Genomic DNA, 20,947 nt, shown 5'->3' with positions numbered 1-20,947 from the left:
TACACGCCGCCCGGCCCCGGCATAGTAAACGTTGTGCTGAACCGCTACCGCAGTTCAGCACGTTGCGTCGATCCAAGTGGGGTGTGGGGCGGAGCCCCCCTCCCCACTCCCCTCCCCCTGCCACACCAGCTGCGCACTGCTGCCGGGTCCGGCCGTACACGCCGCCCGGCCCCGGCATAGTAAACGTTGTGCTGAACCGCTACCGCAGTTCAGCACGTTGCGTACATTGTACCAAGAGATTCCTGGGTGATCAAGGCTGTTTTCTCGTTGAACGAGTCGTTATAATGACATCCTAATGACCTGTGACTGAGAGAGGAGGGAGACCTGTGCTCGAAGGCAAGGAGAAGGTGCTCGACGCCTGCCGGAGGCGCCAGATGAAGGTTTGCGAGACTCCCGTGAACCTGCTGGAGACCGATGTGCAGGCCGAGGGCAACCTGGACGGAATGGAGGTCGCCCTGGCGCTGAACTGCATTACCGGCATGCCGGGGGAGAGCCAGGGTACCCTTACCTTTCAGGGCAATCTGACCAGCCTGCTGGCGGTGCTGAGCCGCGTCTGGCCCGTCCCGCCGGATGAGGACGAGGCGGTCTCGCCGGGGCGGCAGAGTTGGCCTGCACGCCGCAAGAAGGTCAAGAAGGACAGCCCATCCGCGTAAAGAGCCTCCTGCAAAGGCCGGGCGGGCCTGAGAGGGGGCTCTTCTTCATTCCACCAGGAGGCGCCGGGCCTCCAGGTTGACCTCCAGCACGTTCAATTCGGTCATGTGGGCGATCTGCGCGGCCACGGCCTCCTGCGCCTCCCGCAGTACGTCAAAGATGTGGAAGCCGTACCGCGGCAGGATCTCCATATCCACCAGCACGCCCTCCCGCCGGCTCTCCACCACCACCCGGCCGACCTTGCCAATGCCCGGAATCTCCTCCGCCGCCCGGGTGGCGATGGCCGCGATCACCGTATCGGCGATGAAGAAACGGCCAAGGCTGGAGAAGGTCGGGCGCACCACCGACTTCTCCAGGGTCACGGGGTCCAGCCCGTGCCCCCGCTTGAAAAAGTAGCGCAGCGGGTCGACCATGTAGCCCGAGAAGGTCTTCTTGACCTCGAACGTCGGGGCCGGAATGACGTGCTTGCCCTCGTGATGCCGCTTCCGCTGGGCCAGGCGGATCTGCGCAGGGGTGGCGATCTCCTCGATGCGGATCGTGCGGTCGGGGTGCGGCAGGTCCAGCGCGTCGCAGATGCGCACGATCATCTCATCGGACGTGCCCAGAACCAGCACGCGCTTCGGCTTCAGCGACCAGAGGGCGGCGCGGACCTCCTCCCGGTGGTCCTCGTTCAGGAAGATGGCCCGCCGCACGGCCGCCATCTTGTTCTCCTCCCGCTTGGCGCTGGTGCCCGCGCGGATCTTCCCGTCCTTGTCGATGAGCAGGCCGTCGTCGACGATGAACTCGCACTGGTTCTGATATGCCACGATCTGGGCGCGGTGGCTCTTCCCGCTGCCCGCAGGCCCCACAAAGGCCACCACCTCCACCCAGATCACCCCCTGTGCTGCTTGCGTCTCAGTCCTCTATTCTCTCTGACGAATCGGCGCGCCTTCAGGTTTGCCAGGGGCGTGCTCGCGAAAAGTGTGAGTAAAGTTTTCGTGGGTACAACACATTTTTTCTCCTGAAATAGCAGGACGAGAGATGTGCCCTTCCAAAGTGTTGAGATTGGCCAATACCAACACGAGGAGGGTCATCTCTCGTCATGGAGCAAATTCGTGCTGCGGTGGATTTCTCCTTTCAGGAGATTGAACGTTTGGCTTGGCAACAGACACTCGACTGCTTCCGCGAGGCTTTGGTCGAGGCGCTCTCTGCGATTGACACGGCGCTGTACGAGAGCCGAGACCCGAGTCGGTATGTGTACAAGGAAATGCGGTCCCGAAGCGTCGTCACCAAGTTCGGGCCGATCACGTTCCAGCGCCGCTACTACTGGGACCGCGAGGAAGAGCGTTTCGTGTTCCTGCTGGATGAGGTGTTGGGAATAGCGAAACGGCAGCGGGTGAGTGACTCGGTAAGGGCAGATGCGGTTGAAGCGTCTGTGACAGCTGGATCGTACCGGGGTGCTGCGGCAGAGCTGGAGCGGCGGGATTGCCAGGTGTTTGTCAGCCATGAAGCGATTCGGCAGTGGAACCTGCAGACCGGAAGGGCGCTTGCAGCGGCGGAAAAACAGCAGCAGATGACGTTGGCCGGTACCCGACGTGTGCGGGTCTTGTTCATCGAGGCAGACGGGTTCTGGCCAGCTCGTCAGCGTGGCAAGAAGGCAGAAGTCCGGCTGTTTGTGATTCATGAGGGTTGGATCCAGCGAGGCCCAGGTAGTAAGGAGTACAGCCTGGTGAACCGGCGCGATTTCGTGCCCGAACCGGGCAGGGATAGCTGGGAGCAGTTGAGCGAGCTTCTGGAGAGCGAGTACGACCTAAGCGAGACCTGGGTGATCATCAACGGGGACCGGGCGTTGTGGATCCGGGAGGGCGTGACGTGGTTTCCCAAGGCGCTGTACCAGATCGATCGGTTCCACCTGAAGCGGGAGTTAAACCATGTGCTGCGCCACCGGCCCCAGCGCTTAGAGCAGGCACACGCTGCACTTGAAGCAAACGATGCTGGACGGTTGCTGGCGGTGCTGGATGAAGCGCATAAAGCCGAGACCGACACGGATCGTCGTGGGAAGATGCGCCGGCTGCTGGCCGACCTCAGGACGATGCCGGAGTCAATTCGAGATTACCGTATTCGGCTGCAAGAGCGGGGCGTCAACGTTGAGGGGTTACGCGGCGTGGGCGCCGCGGAAGGGGCGGTGGAGCGGTATTCGGCACGGCTGCGGAAGGTGGGGCGGAGCTGGTCGGAAAGTGGCCTGATGGCAATGCTGCAGGTGATGGCAGCATATTATCGCGGCGCTTTACGGGGGGCCGTACAGTACGTTGAGCGTGCGTTGGGGCTTGAATCTGTGAACGCGGCTGCGGAGAAAGTGCGCCATCGGGTTCGTGAGACCGTAGGCCGGGGAGTCGATGCTGCCCGGCATGCACGCATGCCGATCCTGAACGCCGGTCGCAACAACAGCGGAGGATACTCCAAGACGTTCAGGGGGTTTGCGGGTCTGGTGACCAGGTAAAAAACGAGAACGGTAGTCAGCGTCCGTTCAAGAACCAGATTTATACAGAACACTTTTGGAAGTGAGACGTACCCACTTTGGCTTGACAGGCCCTCGCGAAAATTGCTGCTGGATAAACCAAGCCAGATCGTCTACTATGTGGAATGGTAGCTTACGCGAGCGGCCCCAGAATATTCCTGCAGTTGGGGCACCGCTCGTCCTCGGGGCGACCCTTGAACGTCCGGCGGCAGCTGCGGCAGCGGCGCTCGACCAGGCAGATGAGCGTATGCCGCTCCCCGCCGGCCAGCGCTGCGGCCGTGAGCGGCTCCTCGCCCATGGCGCCCACCGGGCAGAGCTCGACACAGGTGCCGCAGCTTACGCAGGCGGCCGGCTGGTGCGTCAGGGTCCATGTTCCGTCCACGTTTTCGGCTTCCAGGCTGCCGGTCGGGCAGAACGCCGCGCAGATGCCGCAGCCCGTGCAGGCCTCGGTGACGCTGCGGGCCTTCCAGGGGCCTTCGGGCATCGCGCCGGCCCCCGCCGTCTCGGGATCCACCCGGCGCAGCCAGCGGGCGCGCCGCCGGGGCAGACGTGCAGGCAGACGCGCATGGTTCAGTTCCGGCTCCGGCAGGAACTGGAGGGCAACCTGAGCCGACTCGGTGCGCCAGAGCCCGAACAGCTCCCTGCGGCTCAGGTTCTGGCGGCCCGCTTCGCCATCGGCGGCCGCCGACAGACGCACCACATGGTCCGAGCCCAGCGCCGCCAGGGCCTCGGTGACTTTCAGGGCCGCCTCCCGGGCCTGCTCGCCGCCGGCCCTCCGCGGGCATGACGCGCAATCCCCGCCGGTCAGCTCCACCCGGGGATGGCGCAGGGCCATCGCCATCAGGTGGTCCACCGACAGGTAGCCCAGGCAGGGCAGCCTGAGGCCGGTTCCGGTCGTCCTTTCGCAGTACGCGGACCCGGCGGAAAGCGCCGCCTCCTCGTCGATTCCCCGGACGGTGATCGCCGCCGTGGGGCAGACCCCGGCGCAAATGCCGCAGCGGTCGCAGGCCCCCGTGTCCACCTGGATCCGCCCGTCCTCCAGGCGCAGCGCCGAGGCCGGGCACACCTCCGCACAGCGGCGGCAGCCCGAGTGCCGGTGCCTCGCCGCCAGGCAGGCCTGCGCATCCACCCGAATCGGGTCGGGATCGACTACTTTCAGCAGGTGTTCCAGGTTGATCAAGTCGCTCACTCCCATCACCTCTGATCGTACCGCTGCCGGGCCGATCAGCAAAATAGGGAGAGCGGTGGATTCGGAATGGCCTTTATGGGCATTTCGGCGCAGCGACCGTAACCTCAAGGCCATGCGCATCGTTAGATTATCTAGTAAGACTGCCAAGGGGGTGTCACACGACATGCGCCGACGTCTCTGGCTGCGCGCCGCAGCACTCATACTCAGCACCGCGCTGCTCGTCAGCGGCTGTGGCTCCGCGGAGAATCCGCCTCCGTCACCGCCGCCGCAGTCTGAACCGCAGCCGACACCAGGCCCCCCGCCGTCGGAGGATCCCACGACGCCATCCTCGCCGGACGAGCCTCCTGAGGAGTCCACCGAGCCCGACCCCGAGGTTCCCGACCTGCCCGGCGATCTCGAGGCCCTGAAGGAAGCGCTCCGGGTCGAGTCGCCCATTACGTACACGATCATTATTGCCCGCGACGCCCCCCGCGAAATGGACAAGACCGACTACCTCGATCAGATGCTGGCTGAGCAGGGTTACCCCGGCAAGAACGAGATTCTGCTGGTCCTGTTCCCGGCCGACAACTACAACATCCGCTTCGCCATGGGCGCGCTGGTCTTCGATCGCAAGATCTCGCTCCAGCAGATGCTGGAGATGGTGCAGAATCAGTACCTGCCCCGCTCGCGCCAGGGCGATCCCGCCGGGGGCCTGGCCGCGCTGATCAACGCCATCAACGAGCAGGCCAGGTAGGGTTCCGCGGGAGCCCGTTCCAGGACGAAAAGACCCCGGGAAAGGCCGAATGCCTTTCCCGGGGTTTTCCCGTTCCTGTGCTAGTCGTCGCCGCCGGTCAGCACCGCCTCGGCCTCCCGGGAGATCTGCTCCGGGAGCACCTTGTTCAGCACCACGCCGACCAGGGCCGCCAGGGCCATGCCGCCGAGCTGCAGGCCGCCGGGCAGCGGAATCGCCGCACCGCCGATGCCGAGCACCAGGATGACGGCCGCGATGACCAGGTTGCGCCCGTTGGTGAAGTCCACCCGGGCGTCGACGACCTGGCGGATGCCGATGGACGTGATCATCCCGAACAGCACGATGGAGATGCCGCCCATGACCGGCTGTGGAATCACCTGAAGCAGCGCCCCCAGCTTGCCGACGAACGCCAGGCAGATGGCGACGACAGCCGCGATGCGGAGGGTGCCGGGGTCGTAGTTGCGGGTAACCGCGAGCACGCCGGTGTTCTCCGAATAGGTCGTGTTCGCCGGGCCGCCCAGCAGGCCGGCCAGGGCGGTGGCCAGACCGTCGCCCAGCAGGGTGCGGTGCAGGCCGGGATCACGGATCAGGTCCTTGCCGATGACAGCCCCGTTGGTGGTGATGTCGCCGATGTGCTCCACCATCGTCACCAAGGCCAGGGGGGCGATCGCCAGAATGGCCGAGAGGCTGAACTTGGGCGCCATTACGGGCGGCACGGCGACCCAGGAGGCCTCGTACACCTTCGCCCACTCCACCAGATCGAAGGCCATGGCGGCGGCAAATCCCACCAGAATGCCGCACATGATGGGCAGCAGCTTCAGGAAGCCCCGGGCGTAGACCGATACCACGACCACGGCCATCAGCGTGATGAGGGCCACCAGCCAGTGCTCGGAGGCCATGCCCACGGCCACGGGAGCCAGCGTCAGGCCGATGACCATGATCATCGGGCCGGCGACGATGGGGGGGAAGAAGCTGCGCACCCGGTCGACGCCGAACAGGTAGACCAGCCCCGCCAGCGCCAGGTAGACCAGGCCCGCCACCATGATGCCGCCTGTGGCGTACTCCAGCCCCTCCGCCTTCCCGACCATCTGAATCGCGGCGATGAAGGCGAAGCTCGATCCGAGGAACACCGGCACCTTCCCCTTCGTCACCAGGTGGAACAGCAAGGTGCCGAGACCGGCGGTGAGCAGGGCCACGCTGGGATTCAGCCCCGTCTGGATGGGCACCAGCACCGTGGCGCCGAACATGGCCGCCGCGTGCTGCAGGCCCAGTACGAACCGCTTGGTCGGTGAGAGCGCTGCCGTCTGAGAAATCGCTGCCGTCGAACCCGCCATCGCACATACCCCCTGATCATGTGTTCCTGCGACGCAAAAAAAGACTCCTTACCGGCGAGGCAAGAAGTCGCGTGGCAGGGCACACCCGCATCAGGGCGCACCTTACCATGTGACCTTGCCAGTCTCACGGGACTGCCTTAAAGGTCGCCGGTATTCAGTTCTGTCTAAGTGTATCACGATCCGCGGCAGATGACCAGAGATCTTTTTCACCTGCTGGCAGCAGATTTTTTCAATCGTCGCGGCGGCAGCTGATTTTGTCGCCGGGCCGGAAGGTATTTCATACCAGAAGTAAGGATTCTTCCCATCGGAGAAGGAGGGGTTCAACAACATGGAGGAAGGCCGGACCACCGTCGTAATCGCCAACGACAACCACGAGGAGCGCCAGCGCCTCGTGGACAAGTTCGACGGCATGAACCAATTCGCCGTGGTGGGCGAAGCGCGCCATGGCCTGGAGGCGGTGGAACTGGTGCGGACCCTGCGCCCGGACCTGCTCATTCTGGATGACGTCCTGCCGCATCTGGACGGGCTGGGTGTGCTGGCGGAACTGAACCCGGGCGAGCGTCCCCACGTTCTGCTGCTGCTCTCCTGCGCCTCCGATCTGCTGGTGCAGCACTACTACGCGAACGGGGCCAGCTACTGCCTCCTTCGCCCCTGTCAGCCGGACCTAGTCGCGGAGCGGGCCCTTCTGGTGTGCGGTCACCCTTCCGCCTCACAGGCGCCGTCGGCCGGCCGCGCGGTGCCCAGCCCGCGCACCATCGCCGAGCTGCTGCGCCGCAGCGGCGTCCCGGCACACCTTCAGGGCTACCGCTTCCTGAAAGACGCCGTACAGTACGTCCTCAGCATCAACAAGAGCACCTGCGGCATGACGAAGGAGCTCTATCCGCACATTGCACGGCTGCACGGGACCCAGCCCAACCGGGTCGAGCGGTCGATCCGCCACGCGATCGAGGTCGCCTGGGGACGGGCCGACATCAACGATCTCCAGCGGCTCTTCGGCGCCACGGTGCACCACGTGCGGGGCAAGCCGACCAATGCCGAGTTCGTGGCCATGCTGGCGGATCACCTGCGGGGAGCGGTGGGCTCCGACTAGCCCCCGCTCCCCGCACGTCTCCCGGATTCAGACCATCAGAACCCTGCGCGCCTCTTCCATCCCGATCTTCAACGCCTCACGGTTGATGGGCACGTACTGCGCCTTGTCCTCGCCCATCACCTTCGGCAGGACTTCCAGAATCGACTCCGTCTTCACCATGGGCACCACCGCCAGCAGCGCGCCCAGCGCGACCATGTTGGCGAAGCGGATCGCCCCCAGTTCCACCGCCAGGTCGGTGGCCGGCGCGGGCACGACGGTGATGTCCGTCCGCTTCGGGCGGGTCGTGCAGAGGGAGGTGTTGACCACCAGCGTGCCCCCCGGCTGCACCATCGGTTCGAACTTCTCCAGCGATGGCTGGTTCAGCACGATGCAGGCGGTCGGCTCCGAGACCAGCGGGCAGGCCACGGGCTGGTCGGAGATCACCACCGAGCAGTTGGCCGTGCCGCCCCGCTGCTCGGGTCCGTAGGCCGGCACCCACGAGACGTGCTGTCCCTCCAGGTTTCCGGCATAGGCGAGCAGTTGCCCGGCGGTGAGCACGCCCTGGCCACCGAATCCGGCTATCAGAACCTCATGCGTGTACACCGGCCAGCGCCTCCTTCGTCACATCCTTGAACTCACCCACCGGGAAGTAGCTGAGCATCTCGGTCAGCACATAGCGGTTGGATTCCGCCGGGGTCATCCCCCAGTTGGTCGGGCAGTTGCCAAGCACCTCGACCATCGAGAACCCGAGGCCGCGGATCTGCGCCTCGAACGCCTTCCTGACGGCCTGCTTCGTCTTCACGATGTTCGCCACGTCGGCGACGTGGGTGCGCGCGACGTAGGCCGTGCCGGGCATCTGGGCCAGCAGCTCGGCCATGCGGTACGGCCGGCCGTTCTCCTCACTCCGCCCGTACGGGGTGGTCGCGGTCACCGCGCCCATCAGGGTGGTCGGCGACATCTGCCCACCGGTCATGCCGTAGATGGAGTTGTTGTACATGATCGCGGTGATGCGCTCGCCCCGGGCCGCCGCGTGGATGATCTCCGCGGTGCCGATCGCGGCCATGTCGCCGTCTCCCTGGTACGTGAAGACGAACAGGTTCGGGCGCGCCCGCTTCACCCCGGTGGCCACCGCCGGCGCCCGGCCGTGGGGGGCCTGTACGAAGTCGGTCTCGAAATAGTTGTAGGCCAGAACCGAGCAGCCGACCGACGCGACGCCCACCGTGCGCCCGCGCAGGTCCAGCTCGTCGATCAGCTCGGCGATGATGCGGTGCAGGACGCCGTGGCTGCAGCCCGGGCAGTAATGGGTGACCACGGCCGACATCGACCCGGGCATGCCAGCGATGCGCTTCATCAGGCCTCGCCTCCCATCAGTTCCTGAATCTGGCCGAGAATTTCACGCGGGGTCGGAACCATGCCGCCGAGCCGCCCGTAGAAATCCACCCTGGCCCGGCCGAGCACGGCCAGTTTCACGTCCTCCACCATCTGCCCGCTGGACATCTCCACATCGAGGAACCGCCGCACGCCCTGCTCCGCCAGCCGGGTCAGCCCCTCGCCGGGGAAGGGCCACAGCGTGATCGGCCGGTACAGGCCGACCCGCAGCCCCATGTTGCGGGCGGCGTCCACGGCGGCGCGGGCGATGCGGGCCGACGTGCCGTACGCTACCACGACCAGCTCCGCATCCTCGCAGCGGTACTCCTCCCACCGGGCCTCCCGCTCCTCCATCGCGGCGAACTTCGCCTGCAGCACGCGGTTGTGGGCTTCCAGGTTCTCGGGGTTCAGCTCCAGTGAGGTGATCACCCGCTTCGGGCGGTTGTGGGCGCCGGTGAGGGCCCAGTCCTTGTCGTCGTCCGTGGTCTTCACAGGCGGGAAGCTGACCGGCTCCATCGTCTGGCCCAGCAGCCCGTCGCCCACCAGGGCCACCGGATTGCGGTAGAAATCCGCCAGGTCGAAGGCCAGAATCGTCAGGTCGACCAGCTCCTGCACGGTGGCGGGCGCCAGGGCGATCATGCGGTAGTCGCCGTGGCCGCCGCCCTTCACGATCTGGAAGTAGTCGCTCTGGGAAGGCTGGATGTTGCCGAGGCCCGGGCCGCCCCGCATGATGTTGACCACCACGCACGGCAGCTGAGACCCGATCATATACGAGATGCCCTCCTGCTTCAGCGAATAGCCCGGCGAGGAGGAGGAGGTCATCGCCCGCACGCCGGTGGCCGCCGCGCCCAGGAGCATGTTCACCGCGGCCAGCTCCGACTCGGCCTGCAGGAACGTGCCCCCGACCTCGGGCATGCGCCTGGCCATGTAAGCCGGCAGCTCCGACTGCGGGGTGATGGGATAGCCGAAGAAGAACCGGCAGCCCGCACGAATCGCGGCCTCGCCCAGGGCTTCGTTGCCCTTCATCATCGTCATCATCGGTTCCATCGGGCATCCCCTCCTAGGCGGTCTTGTATATGGTGAAGACGACCTCGGGGCAGACCAGTGCGCACGCCCGGCAACCCGTGCACCGCTCCGGGGCGATGGCCACGGCCGCCCGGTAGCCCAGCGCGTTGATCTGCGAGCCCATGGCCAACACCGCGCGCGGGCAGGCCTCCGTGCACAGTTCGCACCCCTTGCACCGATCCTGATCCAGTTCCAGCTTGATTGCGCGCAACCCCATAACCCCCTTTTCACCGTCGTTTCCACTGGTCGTCACGTCGCCTACAGCAGGGCGGAGGCCGGCGCTTCCCAGGGCGGGCGCATGCGCAATGTGAGCGGCAGCAGGTCCAGCCCCGGCAGCGCATCGGCCAGATCGGCGCGCACCGCCGTCCAGCGCACGGGCAGGTTCAGCCGCCGGGCAGCTTCCTCCACCTGCGCCAGCCCCTCCAGAACGTGCTCGGGCCGGGTTAGCGGGCCCAGGTTGGCGTTGTTCACCAGCCCCGTCAGCCTGATGCGGCCGATCTCCTCCAGCCACCGGGCGTACCCGACCACCTGCTCCGGCGACTCCGTGCCCGACCTGTAGGGGTTCACCACCATCAGCGCCTCGTACGTGCCCGGTGAGAGCCGCATGCTGCCGAGCACCCGGGCGCCCTCGCCTCCGCCGACGTCCGCCACCACCGGCCCGTCGTACGCGGTCAGGGCCTGCACGGCGCGCGCCGCTACGACGGGCAGGTCAGAGCGCCACAGCTCGCCGGCCGGCCGCACCACCTCAACCCCTGCTGCCGCCAGTTCATCGGCCACGTCGCGCGACCGGTAGTATGGCGTGATAAAATCCAGATCCAGCAGCATGGGGCGCTTTTGTCCAGCACATAGCGAAAGGGCCAAAAAAATGGCCACTTCGGTCTTGCCTGAACCGAAGTGGCCCAACAACAGGGTACGGGCAGCCTTCATCATGACTGATCCCCCCAGGTCCATCTTAACCGTCGCGGAGGGACTGGGGGTATCGGTACTTGGGTTTAGACATAAAGGGCTATCCACGCAACCTGAAAAATTGTGAACGCGCCTAGTCCTCTTCGTCCTCCGTGAGCGACGACTCCTCGTCGCTCTCCGGGTAGAGCTGCTCGAGACCGGGAACCTCCTCCACGGGCAGGTGCAGTTCGATCAGTTCGCCCTGCCGCAGCACCGTGAGCGGCACCCGGTCGCCGTAGCGGCGGGTCGCGAGGACCTTCCGGATCATCCCCGTGCTTGTGACCGGCTGCCGCTCGTTCACGGCCATGATCATGTCCATCTCTTCCACGCCGGCCCGCCGGCCCGGCCCGTTGGCCTGCACGTACTGCACCACCAGCCCCCGGTCGATGGGCAGGTTCAGCATCTCGACCCAGATGTCGTCGATCACGTCGGGCTCGCCTGAGAAGCCCAGCCAGGGATGTACGGCGTAGCCGTAATCGATGATCTGGCTGGCCACGCGGGCCGCCACCGAGGCCTGGATGGCCAGGCTGAGCCCACCCTGCCAGGGGATGCCGTTCACGCCCACCACCCGCCCCTCCAGGTCCACCAGTGGACCGCCGGTGTTGCCGGGATGGATGGGGGCGGTGGTCAGCAGGAGCCCGTCCACCGGCAGGTTGCCCCTGCCGCGCCCCTTCGGGCGGTAGACCGTGCGGTCGCTGCTGCTGATGATCCCGTTGGCGGCCGTATGCTCCTGCCCCAGGGCGTAGCCCACGGCCGCGACGAAGAGCCCCACGGGTGTGGTGCCGTCCGGCGCAAAGGTGGGCGGATCGATGGGGAGCCGCTCCTCAACCTGGAGGACCGTCAGGAAGTAGACGGGGTCGACGCCGATGCACTCCGCCCGCCGCCGCTTCCCATCCGCCGTCTTCACGGTGATCTCGTCTTCCGGGGCGACAATCTGCGCGGTGCTGATGATATGATAATGGTCCAGGATCACCCCGGTACCCAGAGCGACCTGCCCCGTCCTGGGCGTGGTGGCGTAAATGTGCACCACTGCCGGGCGCACCCGGTCAAGCGCCGCGATCAGAGCCGAGGAAAACGGGTCCACGCCCACACCCCCCATCCTTGCATCGTAGCCACTCTAACATGCCATTTTACGTACGATCTGTCTTGATCTCAACCCCGGGCGGGTCGCCCGTCCGGCTGAACAAATCGGTACCTCCGAAACGTCTTTTCTCAATGAACGGTCAAAGAACGGAATGACGGACGCCGCCGCGCACCGTTTTCCTGCGAAAACCCATGCAGGGCAGGAAGAAACCGGGCGCCGGTGAAACCCCTAGGAGATGCGTCTGACCTTGGAGGGATTGCTGCATGATCGAACTCGTGAACGTCTCCAAGAGCTACGGCGGCGGGACGAAGAAAGCCGTGGACAACCTCAGTCTGACGATCCGGCCCGGCGAGATCTTCGGCTTCCTCGGTCCCAACGGTGCGGGCAAGACGACCACCATCAAGATGATCGTCGGGCTGCTGCGGCCAGACAGCGGCACGGTCAGGGTCGGCGGCTACGACGTCGTCAGGCAGCCGCTGGAGGCCAAGCGGCAGCTGGCCTACGTGCCGGACACCCCCGAGGTTTACGACAAGCTCACGGGCCTGGAGTACCTGAACTTCATCGCCGACGTCTACGGCGTGCCCTCAGGTGAGCGGCAGGAGCGCATCGCCCGGTTCGCGGACGCCTTCAACCTGACCAACGCCCTCCTCGACCGGGTGGACAGCTACTCCCACGGGATGCAGCAGAAGCTGGTGCTGATTTCGGCCCTGATGCGAGACCCGCCCGTGTGGGTGCTGGACGAGCCCATGGTCGGCCTGGACCCTCGCTCGTCCCACCAACTGAAGGAACTGATGGCTGAGCACACCCGCCGGAACCGGACCCTCTTCTTCTCCACACACGTGCTCGAAGTGGCCGAGCGGCTCTGCGACCGGGTGGCGATCATCAACAAGGGGCGCATCATTGCCTGCGGCACCCTGGATGAACTGCGCAGGGGACAGACCGGCGAGACCCTCGAATCCATCTTCCTGGAGCTGACGGAGCAATGAGGAACGTCTGGCCGCTCCTGCGGGTGCAGCTCATCCAGACCTGGCGCAGCAGCCTGCAGCGCATGACGGGCACCCGGTCCCGCCTGGGCCTTCTCCTGATCCCGCTGATCCTGCTGGCATTCTTCCCCCTGATCGTCATGTTCATCGTGGCCTACATCGGCCTCTACATGGGGCTCGAACCGCTCGGCCAGGCCCATCTCGTGCTGACCATCGCCCTGACGGGCGGGCAGCTCCTCTGCCTGATCTTCGGCGTGCTCTACGTCATCTCCGTCTTCTACTTCAGCCAGGATCTGCGGCTCCTGATTCCCCTGCCCCTGCGGCCCGGTGAGATCGCGCTCTCGAAGCTGATGTCGATTCTCCTGGGCGAGTACCTGACCATCGCGCCGGTGGTGCTGCCCGCCCTGGGAGTCTACGGCGTGCTGGCCGATGTGGGGCCGCTGTACATCCCCTTCGCCGTACTCATCTACCTGATGCTTCCGGTCGTCCCGCTGGTGCTCTCCGCCCTCTTCAGCCTGCTGCTGATGCGGATCACCGCGCTGCGCCGCAACCGCGACCTGTTCCGCGTCTTCGGCGCCCTGGTGGGCGTTGGCCTGGCCATCGTCATCCAGTTCGTCGGCCGCTTCCAGCAGGGGGGCCTGCGAGTCGAGGACGTGCAGCGGTTCGTGGAGGCACAGCAGCCCCTGGTTCAGGGCGTCGCCCGGTGGCTGGTCACGTCCACCTGGGGCACCCAGGCCCTTCAGGCCGGCAGCCCGGCCCTGGGCATCCCGCCCTTCCTCCTGTTCACCGGCATCGTGGCCGTATCCCTGGGGCTCCTGGTGGCGGGAGCGGAGCGGTTCTTCCTGGGCGGACTGCTGGGCGGCGACGAGGTGGCGTCCTCGGGGCGTCAGGTCAGCCGGCCCGAACTGGCAGAGCGCACGGGGAAGGAGCAGTCTCCCCTCCGGGCGCTGTTCCTCCGGGAGGTGCGGCTGCTCAACCGCAACCCCACCTTCTTGATGTCCGGCGTAATCACGCCGCTGCTCATTCCCCTCTTCATCGCCATTCCCCTGGCGACCGGCGGGCTCCTCGTCGAAGGCATCGACTTCTCCGCGGGCGCGGACCTCCCGTGGACGCCGGCGGTGCTGCTGGGCATCCTCTTCCTCCTCAACTCCACGTCTGTCATCCCCTCTTCGGCCATCAGCCGTGAAGGGCGGTGGTTCTGGATCAGCCAGTCCCTGCCGGTGGCCCCCCGGGTGCAGATTCACGCCAAGCTCCTGCACAGCGTGCTGTTCAGCCTGCTCAACCTGCTGGTGATGGGCGTCGTGACGGTCTGGCTGGGGCTGGGCACCCTGCGCAACCTGGCCGTCCTGCTGATCGGCGGCCTGCTGGTCAGCGTGATCAGCGGCTACAGCGGGCTGCTCATCGACGTGCTGAAACCCAGCCTGGCCTGGACCGACCCGCAGCAGGCCATGAAGGGAAACATCAACTCGTTCCTGGCCATGCTGATCAACCTGGCGATCGTCGCCGTCCTGGCCGGAGCCTCCGTCCTGCTCTACCTGGCCCTCCGCCCGTTCTTCCTCCCCGGTCTGCTGATCGTGCTGGCCCTGGGGGCCTGGTTCCTGGGACAGATCGTCGGTGCACTGGCCGATGTACGCTACACGCAATACGAACTGTAGGGAGTGGATCGCATGGGTCGCACGCTGATGGCCATAGGCGCACTGCTGTTGGTTGTGGGCGGTGCGATCACCCTGTTCGAACGCATTTCGCCCGGCCTGGGCCGGCTGCCGGGCGACATCATCATCCGGCGCGGCAACTTCACCTTCTACTTCCCGATCGCAACCAGCATTCTCGCCAGCATCGTCCTCTCGCTGCTCTTCTGGCTCTGGCAACGGTGGGGGCGTTGAGTTGCCGGCGCCAGCAGGCTGGCTTTTCACTTTAGCGGATAGGGGGAATGCATCATGCTTTTCATCGGCGGTCGCAGCCAACAGTTCTACCAACTGCTCCGGGAGGCAACCGAGAACGCCGCAGAGGTGGCCGGCCTGCTCGGGCGGCTGCTTGAAGAGCCCGTGCACGTGGGGAACCTGGGACCGGAAATCAAGCAGCTCGAGTCGAAGGGCGATGACCTGACGCACAAGCTCTTCGAGCTGATTCACAAGACCTTCGCGACGCCGCTGGAGCGTGCCGACCTGGCCACGCTGGGGGTCGCGATCGACAACGTGGTCGATGCGATGGAGGCCGCTGCCGCCCGCGTCGGCATCTACCGCCTGTCGGCGTCGGACAAGCACCTGCGAGCCTTCGCGCAGATTCTGCGGGCGCAGGCCACCGAGCTGGTCGCCGCCATCGACCTCCTGGCTGGGGGCAAGCTGCTGGAGATCCGGGACCGCATCCGCCAGATCAACACGCTTGAAGACCACGGCGACGACGAACTGCGCCTGGCGCTCTCCGAGCTGTACGACAAGAGCCAGTCCGACCCGATCCGTTTCATCACGATGAAGGAGATCTACGAAATGCTGGAACGGGCCACCGACCAGGTCGAAGCGGTGGCCAACACCCTCGAAGGCGTGATCATGAAGCGGGCGTGAGTGGCCACATGGTCGATGGCCAGCACCGCCAATATCCTCAGGGGCCCACAAAGGCGCCTCCCAAGGCCGCACAGCGGCTTGCGGGAGGCGCTTCGCGCATTGTCCAGTTGGTTTGTGTTCACGTCGCCCGTGCCCCCTGCCCTACCCCCGCAGAGGCAGCCCTGCGACCGCCCGCTTCCGCAGATACGGCGCCGGGCGGTACCGGTCCTCCCCGGTCTCCCGCTGCAGCCCCTCCAGCACAGCCAGGACGGCGTCGAGGCCGAGCTCGTCCGCCCACTCCAGCGGACCCAGCGGGTAATTCAGCCCGAGCCTCATCGCCGTGTCAATGCCCTCGGCGGTCGCCACCCCCTCCTGCAGGGCGAACGCGGCCTCGTTGATCAGGCACGCCAGCAGCCGTGCCGCGACCAGCCCGGGGCCGTCGGCCACCACCTCAGTGTCACGGCCGAGCGAGTGGAAGAATCGCACCGCCATCGCCGTCGCTGCGGGATCGGTCCGCAGCCCGGGCGCCACCTCCACGAGCTGCCGCCGGCTCACCCGGGGAAGGCCCCCGTAACCGACGACCTGGGCCGGGTTTACCGTCTGCGCCGCCATCTCAGTGGTCGAGCGGGTCGAAGCCTCGACCAGCACCGGCACCTCCGGGGAGGGCTGCCGGCCCACCAGCAGCGCAGGGTCGCCCAGGATCACCAGATCGGCGTCGGCGCAGCAGTCCACCAGCCGATAGCCCGCCTCCGCGGCCAGGTCCGCCAGATCGGCGTCGCCCAGCACGGCCACGTTGCGAACCTCGGGCACCCGCGGCGCCGGCACCTGAGAATGCTGGGCCGGGGCCGGGCCGTTCACCGCCTGGCCGTCCCGATACCGGTACCAGCCCTCGCCGGTCTTGCGCCCCAGCTTGCCCGCCTTCACCATGCGTTCCTGCAGCGGGTGCGGGCGGAACCGCGGGTCGCCGAAGAACTGTTCATACACAGACCGGTGGACGGCGAAGTTGATGTCGAGCCCCACCAGGTCCATCAGTTCGAAAGGCCCCATGCGGAAGCCGCAGGCCAGGCGCGCGATCCGGTCGATCTGCGCCGCGGTCGCGACCTGCTCCCCCAGGAGGCGCAGGGCCTCGCCGGAGAACGGGCGCGCCACCCGGTTCACGATGAAGCCCGGGGTATCCCTCACCCGCACCGGCTCCTTGCCCATTGCCTCCGCCAGGGCCACCGTCGCCTCGAGCGCGGCCTCGCCGGAGGCGTCGCCCGCCACCACCTCCACCAACCGCATCGCCGGCGCCGGGTTGAAGAAGTGCATGCCCACCACCCGGTCCGCGCGGCCGGCCAGCGCGCCGATCTGCGTGACAGAGAGCGATGAGGTGTTGGTGGCCAGTACCACATCGTGCCGGCACAGCCGGTCCAGCCGGTCAAACAGCCCGCGCTTCAGCTCCAGGTCCTCAGGCGCCGCCTCGATGACGAAATCCACCGCGGCGAAGTCGCCCAGCGTCGTCGTGGTGGTGATGCGGTTCAGAATCTCCGCCACCTGTGGCTCGGCGAGGCGGCCGCGCGCGACCTGCCGCTCCAGGTCGGCCTTCACGCGCCGGAGGGCACCCGACAGGGCGTTGGGATCGATATCGTAGAGCAATACGTCAAAGTTGGACCGGGCCGCGACCTGGGCAATGCCGGCTCCCATCGTGCCGGCCCCGACGACGCCTATCCGACGCACGACCGCTACCTCCCCGTGAACCTGGGTTCGCGCCGTTCCACGAAGGCCTGAATGCCCTCACGGGCATCCTCGCTCCGGGCCGCGGCCTCCTGAAGGTGCGCCTCCAGGGCCAGCACCTCTTCCAGCGAGCGCTCCAGCCCCCGGTTGAGCTGCCGCTTGATCCAGCCCATGGAGCGGGGACCCCTGGCCAGCCGCTCGGCCCACTCGGTCACCGCCGCCTCGAACTGGTCGTCGGGCACCACCCGGTTGCAAAGCCCCAGCGCCAGGGCCTCCGCAGCGCTGACCCGGTCTCCGAAGAGGGCCAGCTCCATCGCCTTGTGGTAGCCGACCAGCCGCGGCAGGAAGTAGGACGCGCCGGAGTCGGGAACGAGCCCGATCCGCACGAAGGCCTGGATGAACGCGGCGCTCTCGGCCATCACGATCAGGTCGCAGGCCAGCGCCAGGCTCACGCCCGCGCCGGCGGCCACCCCGTTCACGGCAGCCAGCACCGGCTTCTCCAGGCTCCGGATCCGGGTGATCAACCGGTTGTAGTACCGGCGCACGAGGTCGCCGACCGGCATGTCGCCCAGCGACTCGAGATCCTGGCCCGCGCAGAACGCGCGCCCCTCGCCGGTGATGACCACACAGCGCGCGGCAGGGTCCCGCTCCGCCCGGTTCAGGGCCGCCAGCAGCTCCTCGTGCTGGGCCTGGTTGAAAGCGTTCAGCCGCTCGGGGCGGTTCAGGGTGATCCGGAAGACGCCGGCCCCGTCCAGCGCCCAGCGCACCGCCGTCTCGCTCACGGGCTACCTCCCCTTCCACTCGGGCTTCCGCTTGTCGGCAAAAGCGCGCATGCCCTCCTTCTGGTCTTCCGAGGCGAAGGCCATCGCAAACAGCCGGCGCTCGTAGGCCAGCCCGCTGCTCAGGCTGCCCTCGAAGGCCTGCAGCACCGCCTCCTTCGCCAGCCGCAGGGCCACGGGCGACTTGGAGGCGATCTCCTCCGCCAGCTTCTGGGCCTCGGTGAGGTAGGCCTCCACCGGCACCACCCGGCTGACCAGGCCCGCCGCCCGGGCCTCCTCGGCCGTGATCATGCGGCCGGTCAGCACCATCTCCATCGCCAGCGACTTCCCGACAGCGCGGGTCAGCCGCTGGGTGCCGCCGGCCCCCGGCAGGACGCCGATGTTGATCTCGGGCTGGCCGAACTTCGCGGTCTCCGAGGCGACGATGATGTCGCAGATCATCGCCAGCTCCAGGCCGCCGCCGAGGCAATAGCCGCTGACCGCGGCGACGATCGGCTTGCGGATGCGGGCGACCTCGTCCCAGCGTTCGATATAGTCACGGGTATACATATCGATCGCGCCGAGCTCCGCCATCTCCTTGATGTCGGCACCGGCCGCAAAAGCGCGCTCGTTCCCGTGCAGGAGCAAGCACCCCACGCCGGGATCCTGCTCCAGTTCCCGGAACGCGGTCACCAGCTCCGCCATCAGGCCGGAGTTCAGGGCATTGAGGGCCTGAGGGCGGTTCAGCTGCACCCGGCCCACATCCCCCTCACGGAAGACCAGGATGTTCTCGTACGCCACGGTCGTCATCCTCCTTTGCGTCATGGGCTTGAGTCGCCTCAAAGTGCCGCTCCAGAAAGCGGAGCGCCCCGGGCCGCAGCCGGTCGTAGTAGGCCTGGAAGAGGCGGCGGGCGTCATGCCCCCGCCAGGCGTCGGGCAGGAGCTGGCGCGGCAGCCCCGGGTCGACAAACAGGAACTTGCGGTAATCGTGGACCAGCCGGATCTGCTCCACGAACCGATCCTCATCGCTATGCAGGCCGGCCTCGGCGGCCAGCCGGGGCTCCCAGCGGGCGATGAACCGATCGTAGCTCGCCTGAATCGCCTCCAGATCCCAGCAGCGGCGCACCAGGTCCTCCGCCGCCCACGGCTCCACGTATCCGGCGACGAAGAGCGTGGCATAGGCCTCCAGACCGTAGCGCCTGAGCAGCTCCCGCACCGAGTCCTCCAGGGGATTCGGCGATATCCACGTTCCCGGGGAGAGGTGGGCAAAGCCCGTCCAGATCAGCTCGCGCCGCAGGTCGTTGCGCCGGTTCCGCAGGGCCTCGGGAACGGAGTAGACCAGCACGCGCCAGCGGCCGTCCCAGTCCAGCTCGCGGCCGTCGTACACCCGCCGCGACGCCTCGACGATGCGCCGGCGCCCCGCGGCGGAGAGCGCGTAGCAGGTGCGGTTTCCCACCTTCCGCACCTCCAGCCACCCCTGGCGCGCCATGCGGGAGAGCGCCTGGCGCAGGGCCGCCTCGCTGACGCCGAACGGCCTGACCCAGGCGGCCAGGGTCGTGGCCCACACCTCTCCGCCCACATGCTGAATATAGTCGCCCCACAGGTTGAACAGCAGCGAACGGGCCTTCATCACCCCACCTGCCCCCGAGCCGCGCAACATTCGGCCAGTGCAGACAGATTCGCCGTTTCCGCCCGCTCACCTGCCAGAGCGCAGCGACCACCCCTTCAAAGCGCCCGCGCGGCGGTCACCGGACATGACAAGGGCGCCGACCTCTCCATGGAGGTCGGCGCCCGCCGTGATCGGTCATGGCTGGATGCGGTAGCGGCAGCACTGGCCGCCCTTGGCGATGCACTCCACCCGCTCGATGTTCTCCGTCCCCAGCACGGTCTTGAAGAACTGCAGTTCGTGGTTGCATGCGTGGGGATACCGCCGGGAGGCCAGGTGCACGGGGCAGTTGAACTCCTTGAGCACCAGCGTGCCATCCTCTTCCTTTTCAAACTGGGCCAGGTAGCCGTTGGCCTGCTGGATCGCGGCGAGCTGCTCCACCCGCTCGCTCAGGGTGTCTCCGTCCACGTCGCCGCCGTAGCGTGCGACCAGCTCCTCGCCCCGCCGCCGGAAAAAGTCCTCCACCAGTGCCGGATCCGTGTCGTGCATGAAGTCCAACAGTTCCACCATCATGGCGCCGTACTTCTTCGGGAACAGGTTGTCGGCCGCCTCGGTCAGCGAGTAGACCCGGGTAGGCCGCCCCATGGGCAGCCGCTGCTGCACAGAGGTGACCAGCCCGTCCCGCTCCAGAGAGGTCAGGTGACGTCGGACTGCGACATGCGTAATGTGAAGGCGCTCGCCGAGCTCGCCTACTGTGAGGGGGCCAACAACCCGCAGCAGGTTGATGATCTCGCGGCGCGTGGAGGTCTCCTCCTGGCGAGGCATGACATCGACTGACAACTCGTTCCCCTCCTCTTCGCAGTCACAGACTTAACTCGCATACATTTTATCATATGAAAGATCAGCCGGATACTTTCTAAAGCCGTTTGTCACCAATTATAGCCGATAGGACTAAGGCACTCGCCCTAATAGCCATCCCGCGGTACCAATAGTTGGTCGCAGGGTGGATGGAGCACAGGGGGCGGGTGGCTCCCTGAACAGTTGTTGGGGTCGAATATGAGCCCTATAATTAAGATTGGATCGACCACACTGGAGGTGAACCTGGGTGTTCATGTGCAAACACTGCCTGGAGCAGTTCGAGGATGAGCGCCTGGCTTACATCCTGATGCCGGAGAACCGCATGAGCCATCCGGCGGCCGATGCCTTCGCCTGGAAGTTCTGCTCCCGCGCGCACCTGGTCGAGTTCCTGCAGCGCATCAGCAACCAGAGCCAGTCCTTTGCGCTCACCAGGGTCACCGGTGAGAATCGCGAGACCTTCCCCGCAGCGCCGCCACTGGATCTGCTGCACCAGATGAGCCAGATCGCCTGACCGCTGGCACAAAATCCAACGGGGCTGTCCAGGACGCAGACACCTC

At 66.6% G+C, this 20,947-nt stretch carries 22 protein-coding genes and 1 pseudogene; 9 read left to right on the top strand and 14 right to left on the bottom strand.

All coding sequences use genetic code 11. The features are described 5' to 3' along the window. Positions 1–326 precede the first annotated feature (326 nt). Entirely contained in the window at positions 327–653 is a 327-nt protein-coding gene (locus tag ACZ45O_RS15290; RefSeq protein WP_464854190.1) for a hypothetical protein, read from the top strand. 45 nt (positions 654–698) lie between these two features. On the opposite strand, the gene ACZ45O_RS15285 is transcribed toward ACZ45O_RS15290, so the two are convergent. Next, a complete protein-coding gene (locus ACZ45O_RS15285) occupies positions 699–1,517 on the bottom strand; it encodes an Asp23/Gls24 family envelope stress response protein (RefSeq protein ID WP_464854189.1) in 819 nt (272 codons plus the stop codon). Positions 1,518–1,732: 215 nt separating this feature from the next. Here ACZ45O_RS15285 and ACZ45O_RS15280 point away from each other — a divergent pair, with 215 nt between their 5' ends. Continuing rightward, the gene (locus ACZ45O_RS15280; RefSeq protein WP_011195728.1) at positions 1,733–3,130 is read left to right on the top strand and encodes an ISLre2-like element ISSyth3 family transposase; all 1,398 of its coding nucleotides are present in this window, start codon (positions 1,733–1,735) and stop codon (positions 3,128–3,130) included. 151 nt (positions 3,131–3,281) lie between these two features. Here the strand turns inward: ACZ45O_RS15280 and ACZ45O_RS15275 are convergent, their stop codons facing one another. Next, positions 3,282–4,328, bottom strand: coding sequence for an NADH-quinone oxidoreductase subunit I (locus tag ACZ45O_RS15275; RefSeq protein WP_464854188.1), 1,047 nt, complete (start codon positions 4,326–4,328; stop codon positions 3,282–3,284). A gap of 172 nt (positions 4,329–4,500) precedes the next feature. Here ACZ45O_RS15275 and ACZ45O_RS15270 point away from each other — a divergent pair, with 172 nt between their 5' ends. Beyond that, positions 4,501–5,070 (top strand): hypothetical protein, encoded by a 570-nt coding sequence (locus ACZ45O_RS15270; protein WP_464854186.1) that lies wholly within the window; start codon positions 4,501–4,503, stop codon positions 5,068–5,070. A gap of 80 nt (positions 5,071–5,150) precedes the next feature. Here the strand turns inward: ACZ45O_RS15270 and ACZ45O_RS15265 are convergent, their stop codons facing one another. Continuing rightward, positions 5,151–6,401 (bottom strand): uracil-xanthine permease family protein, encoded by a 1,251-nt coding sequence (locus ACZ45O_RS15265; protein ID WP_464854185.1) that lies wholly within the window; start codon positions 6,399–6,401, stop codon positions 5,151–5,153. A gap of 328 nt (positions 6,402–6,729) precedes the next feature. On the opposite strand from ACZ45O_RS15265, the gene spo0A reads away from it, so the two are divergent. Then, a complete protein-coding gene (gene spo0A, locus ACZ45O_RS15260; protein WP_464854184.1) occupies positions 6,730–7,491 on the top strand; it encodes a sporulation transcription factor Spo0A in 762 nt (253 codons plus the stop codon). A 27-nt stretch (positions 7,492–7,518) separates the two neighbouring features. On the opposite strand, the gene ACZ45O_RS15255 is transcribed toward spo0A, so the two are convergent. The 6 genes from ACZ45O_RS15255 to ACZ45O_RS15230 all read right to left on the bottom strand — a co-directional run bounded on the left by ACZ45O_RS15255 (position 7,519) and on the right by ACZ45O_RS15230 (position 11,932). Beyond that, positions 7,519–8,073 carry a 2-oxoacid:acceptor oxidoreductase family protein gene (locus ACZ45O_RS15255; protein ID WP_464854182.1) on the bottom strand — a complete coding sequence of 185 codons (555 nt, stop codon included), beginning with the start codon at positions 8,071–8,073 and terminating at the stop codon, positions 7,519–7,521. Next, positions 8,060–8,821 (bottom strand): thiamine pyrophosphate-dependent enzyme, encoded by a 762-nt coding sequence (locus ACZ45O_RS15250; protein ID WP_464854181.1) that lies wholly within the window; start codon positions 8,819–8,821, stop codon positions 8,060–8,062. Before ACZ45O_RS15250 ends, ACZ45O_RS15255 begins: the two co-directional genes overlap by 14 nt. Next, the gene (locus ACZ45O_RS15245) at positions 8,821–9,885 is read right to left on the bottom strand and encodes a 3-methyl-2-oxobutanoate dehydrogenase subunit VorB (protein WP_464854180.1); all 1,065 of its coding nucleotides are present in this window, start codon (positions 9,883–9,885) and stop codon (positions 8,821–8,823) included. Before ACZ45O_RS15245 ends, ACZ45O_RS15250 begins: the two co-directional genes overlap by 1 nt. Before the next feature lie 13 nt (positions 9,886–9,898). Continuing rightward, positions 9,899–10,120: a 4Fe-4S binding protein gene (locus tag ACZ45O_RS15240; RefSeq protein WP_464854178.1), complete on the bottom strand. Its 222-nt coding sequence runs from the start codon at positions 10,118–10,120 to the stop codon at positions 9,899–9,901. Between the two features lie 41 nt (positions 10,121–10,161). Continuing rightward, positions 10,162–10,728: a hypothetical protein gene (locus ACZ45O_RS15235; protein ID WP_464854177.1), complete on the bottom strand. Its 567-nt coding sequence runs from the start codon at positions 10,726–10,728 to the stop codon at positions 10,162–10,164. Between the two features lie 214 nt (positions 10,729–10,942). Beyond that, positions 10,943–11,932, bottom strand: a complete 990-nt coding sequence (locus ACZ45O_RS15230) for a S1C family serine protease (protein ID WP_464854175.1) — start codon at positions 11,930–11,932, stop codon at positions 10,943–10,945. Positions 11,933–12,246: 314 nt separating this feature from the next. On the opposite strand from ACZ45O_RS15230, the pseudogene ACZ45O_RS15225 reads away from it, so the two are divergent. From ACZ45O_RS15225 to ACZ45O_RS15210, 4 genes and pseudogenes are all read left to right on the top strand, one after another. Next, positions 12,247–12,918: pseudogene (locus ACZ45O_RS15225) on the top strand (ABC transporter ATP-binding protein); the annotation flags it as partial. After that, on the top strand, positions 12,915–14,570 hold the full coding sequence (locus tag ACZ45O_RS15220; RefSeq protein ID WP_464854173.1) for a putative ABC transporter permease subunit: 1,656 nt from the start codon (positions 12,915–12,917) through the stop codon (positions 14,568–14,570). The pseudogene ACZ45O_RS15225 and the gene ACZ45O_RS15220, both read left to right, overlap by 4 nt. A gap of 12 nt (positions 14,571–14,582) precedes the next feature. Then, positions 14,583–14,798: a DUF2905 domain-containing protein gene (locus ACZ45O_RS15215; protein WP_464854171.1), complete on the top strand. Its 216-nt coding sequence runs from the start codon at positions 14,583–14,585 to the stop codon at positions 14,796–14,798. 54 nt (positions 14,799–14,852) lie between these two features. Then, entirely contained in the window at positions 14,853–15,476 is a 624-nt protein-coding gene (locus ACZ45O_RS15210; protein WP_464854170.1) for a DUF47 domain-containing protein, read from the top strand. Positions 15,477–15,617: 141 nt separating this feature from the next. Here ACZ45O_RS15210 and ACZ45O_RS15205 read toward each other — a convergent pair whose 3' ends face one another. The 5 genes from ACZ45O_RS15205 to ACZ45O_RS15185 form a co-directional block, all read right to left on the bottom strand. Further along, the gene (locus ACZ45O_RS15205) at positions 15,618–17,171 is read right to left on the bottom strand and encodes a 3-hydroxyacyl-CoA dehydrogenase (RefSeq protein ID WP_464854168.1); all 1,554 of its coding nucleotides are present in this window, start codon (positions 17,169–17,171) and stop codon (positions 15,618–15,620) included. Positions 17,172–17,176: 5 nt separating this feature from the next. Continuing rightward, positions 17,177–17,950: an enoyl-CoA hydratase-related protein gene (locus ACZ45O_RS15200; protein WP_464854166.1), complete on the bottom strand. Its 774-nt coding sequence runs from the start codon at positions 17,948–17,950 to the stop codon at positions 17,177–17,179. A gap of 3 nt (positions 17,951–17,953) precedes the next feature. After that, complete coding sequence (locus tag ACZ45O_RS15195; RefSeq protein ID WP_464854164.1) at positions 17,954–18,736, bottom strand: enoyl-CoA hydratase-related protein; 783 nt, start codon at positions 18,734–18,736, stop codon at positions 17,954–17,956. Continuing rightward, a complete protein-coding gene (locus tag ACZ45O_RS15190) occupies positions 18,696–19,586 on the bottom strand; it encodes a PaaX family transcriptional regulator (protein WP_464854162.1) in 891 nt (296 codons plus the stop codon). The genes ACZ45O_RS15195 and ACZ45O_RS15190 overlap by 41 nt, the downstream gene beginning before the upstream one ends. 144 nt (positions 19,587–19,730) lie before the next feature. Next, on the bottom strand, positions 19,731–20,372 hold the full coding sequence (locus tag ACZ45O_RS15185; protein WP_464854160.1) for a helix-turn-helix transcriptional regulator: 642 nt from the start codon (positions 20,370–20,372) through the stop codon (positions 19,731–19,733). 265 nt (positions 20,373–20,637) lie between these two features. Here ACZ45O_RS15185 and ACZ45O_RS15180 point away from each other — a divergent pair, with 265 nt between their 5' ends. Continuing rightward, entirely contained in the window at positions 20,638–20,901 is a 264-nt protein-coding gene (locus ACZ45O_RS15180; protein WP_464854158.1) for a hypothetical protein, read from the top strand. Positions 20,902–20,947 lie beyond the last annotated feature (46 nt).

The organism is Symbiobacterium turbinis, assembly GCF_055383075.1.
This window is presented reverse-complemented; position numbering and strand designations above follow the sequence as displayed.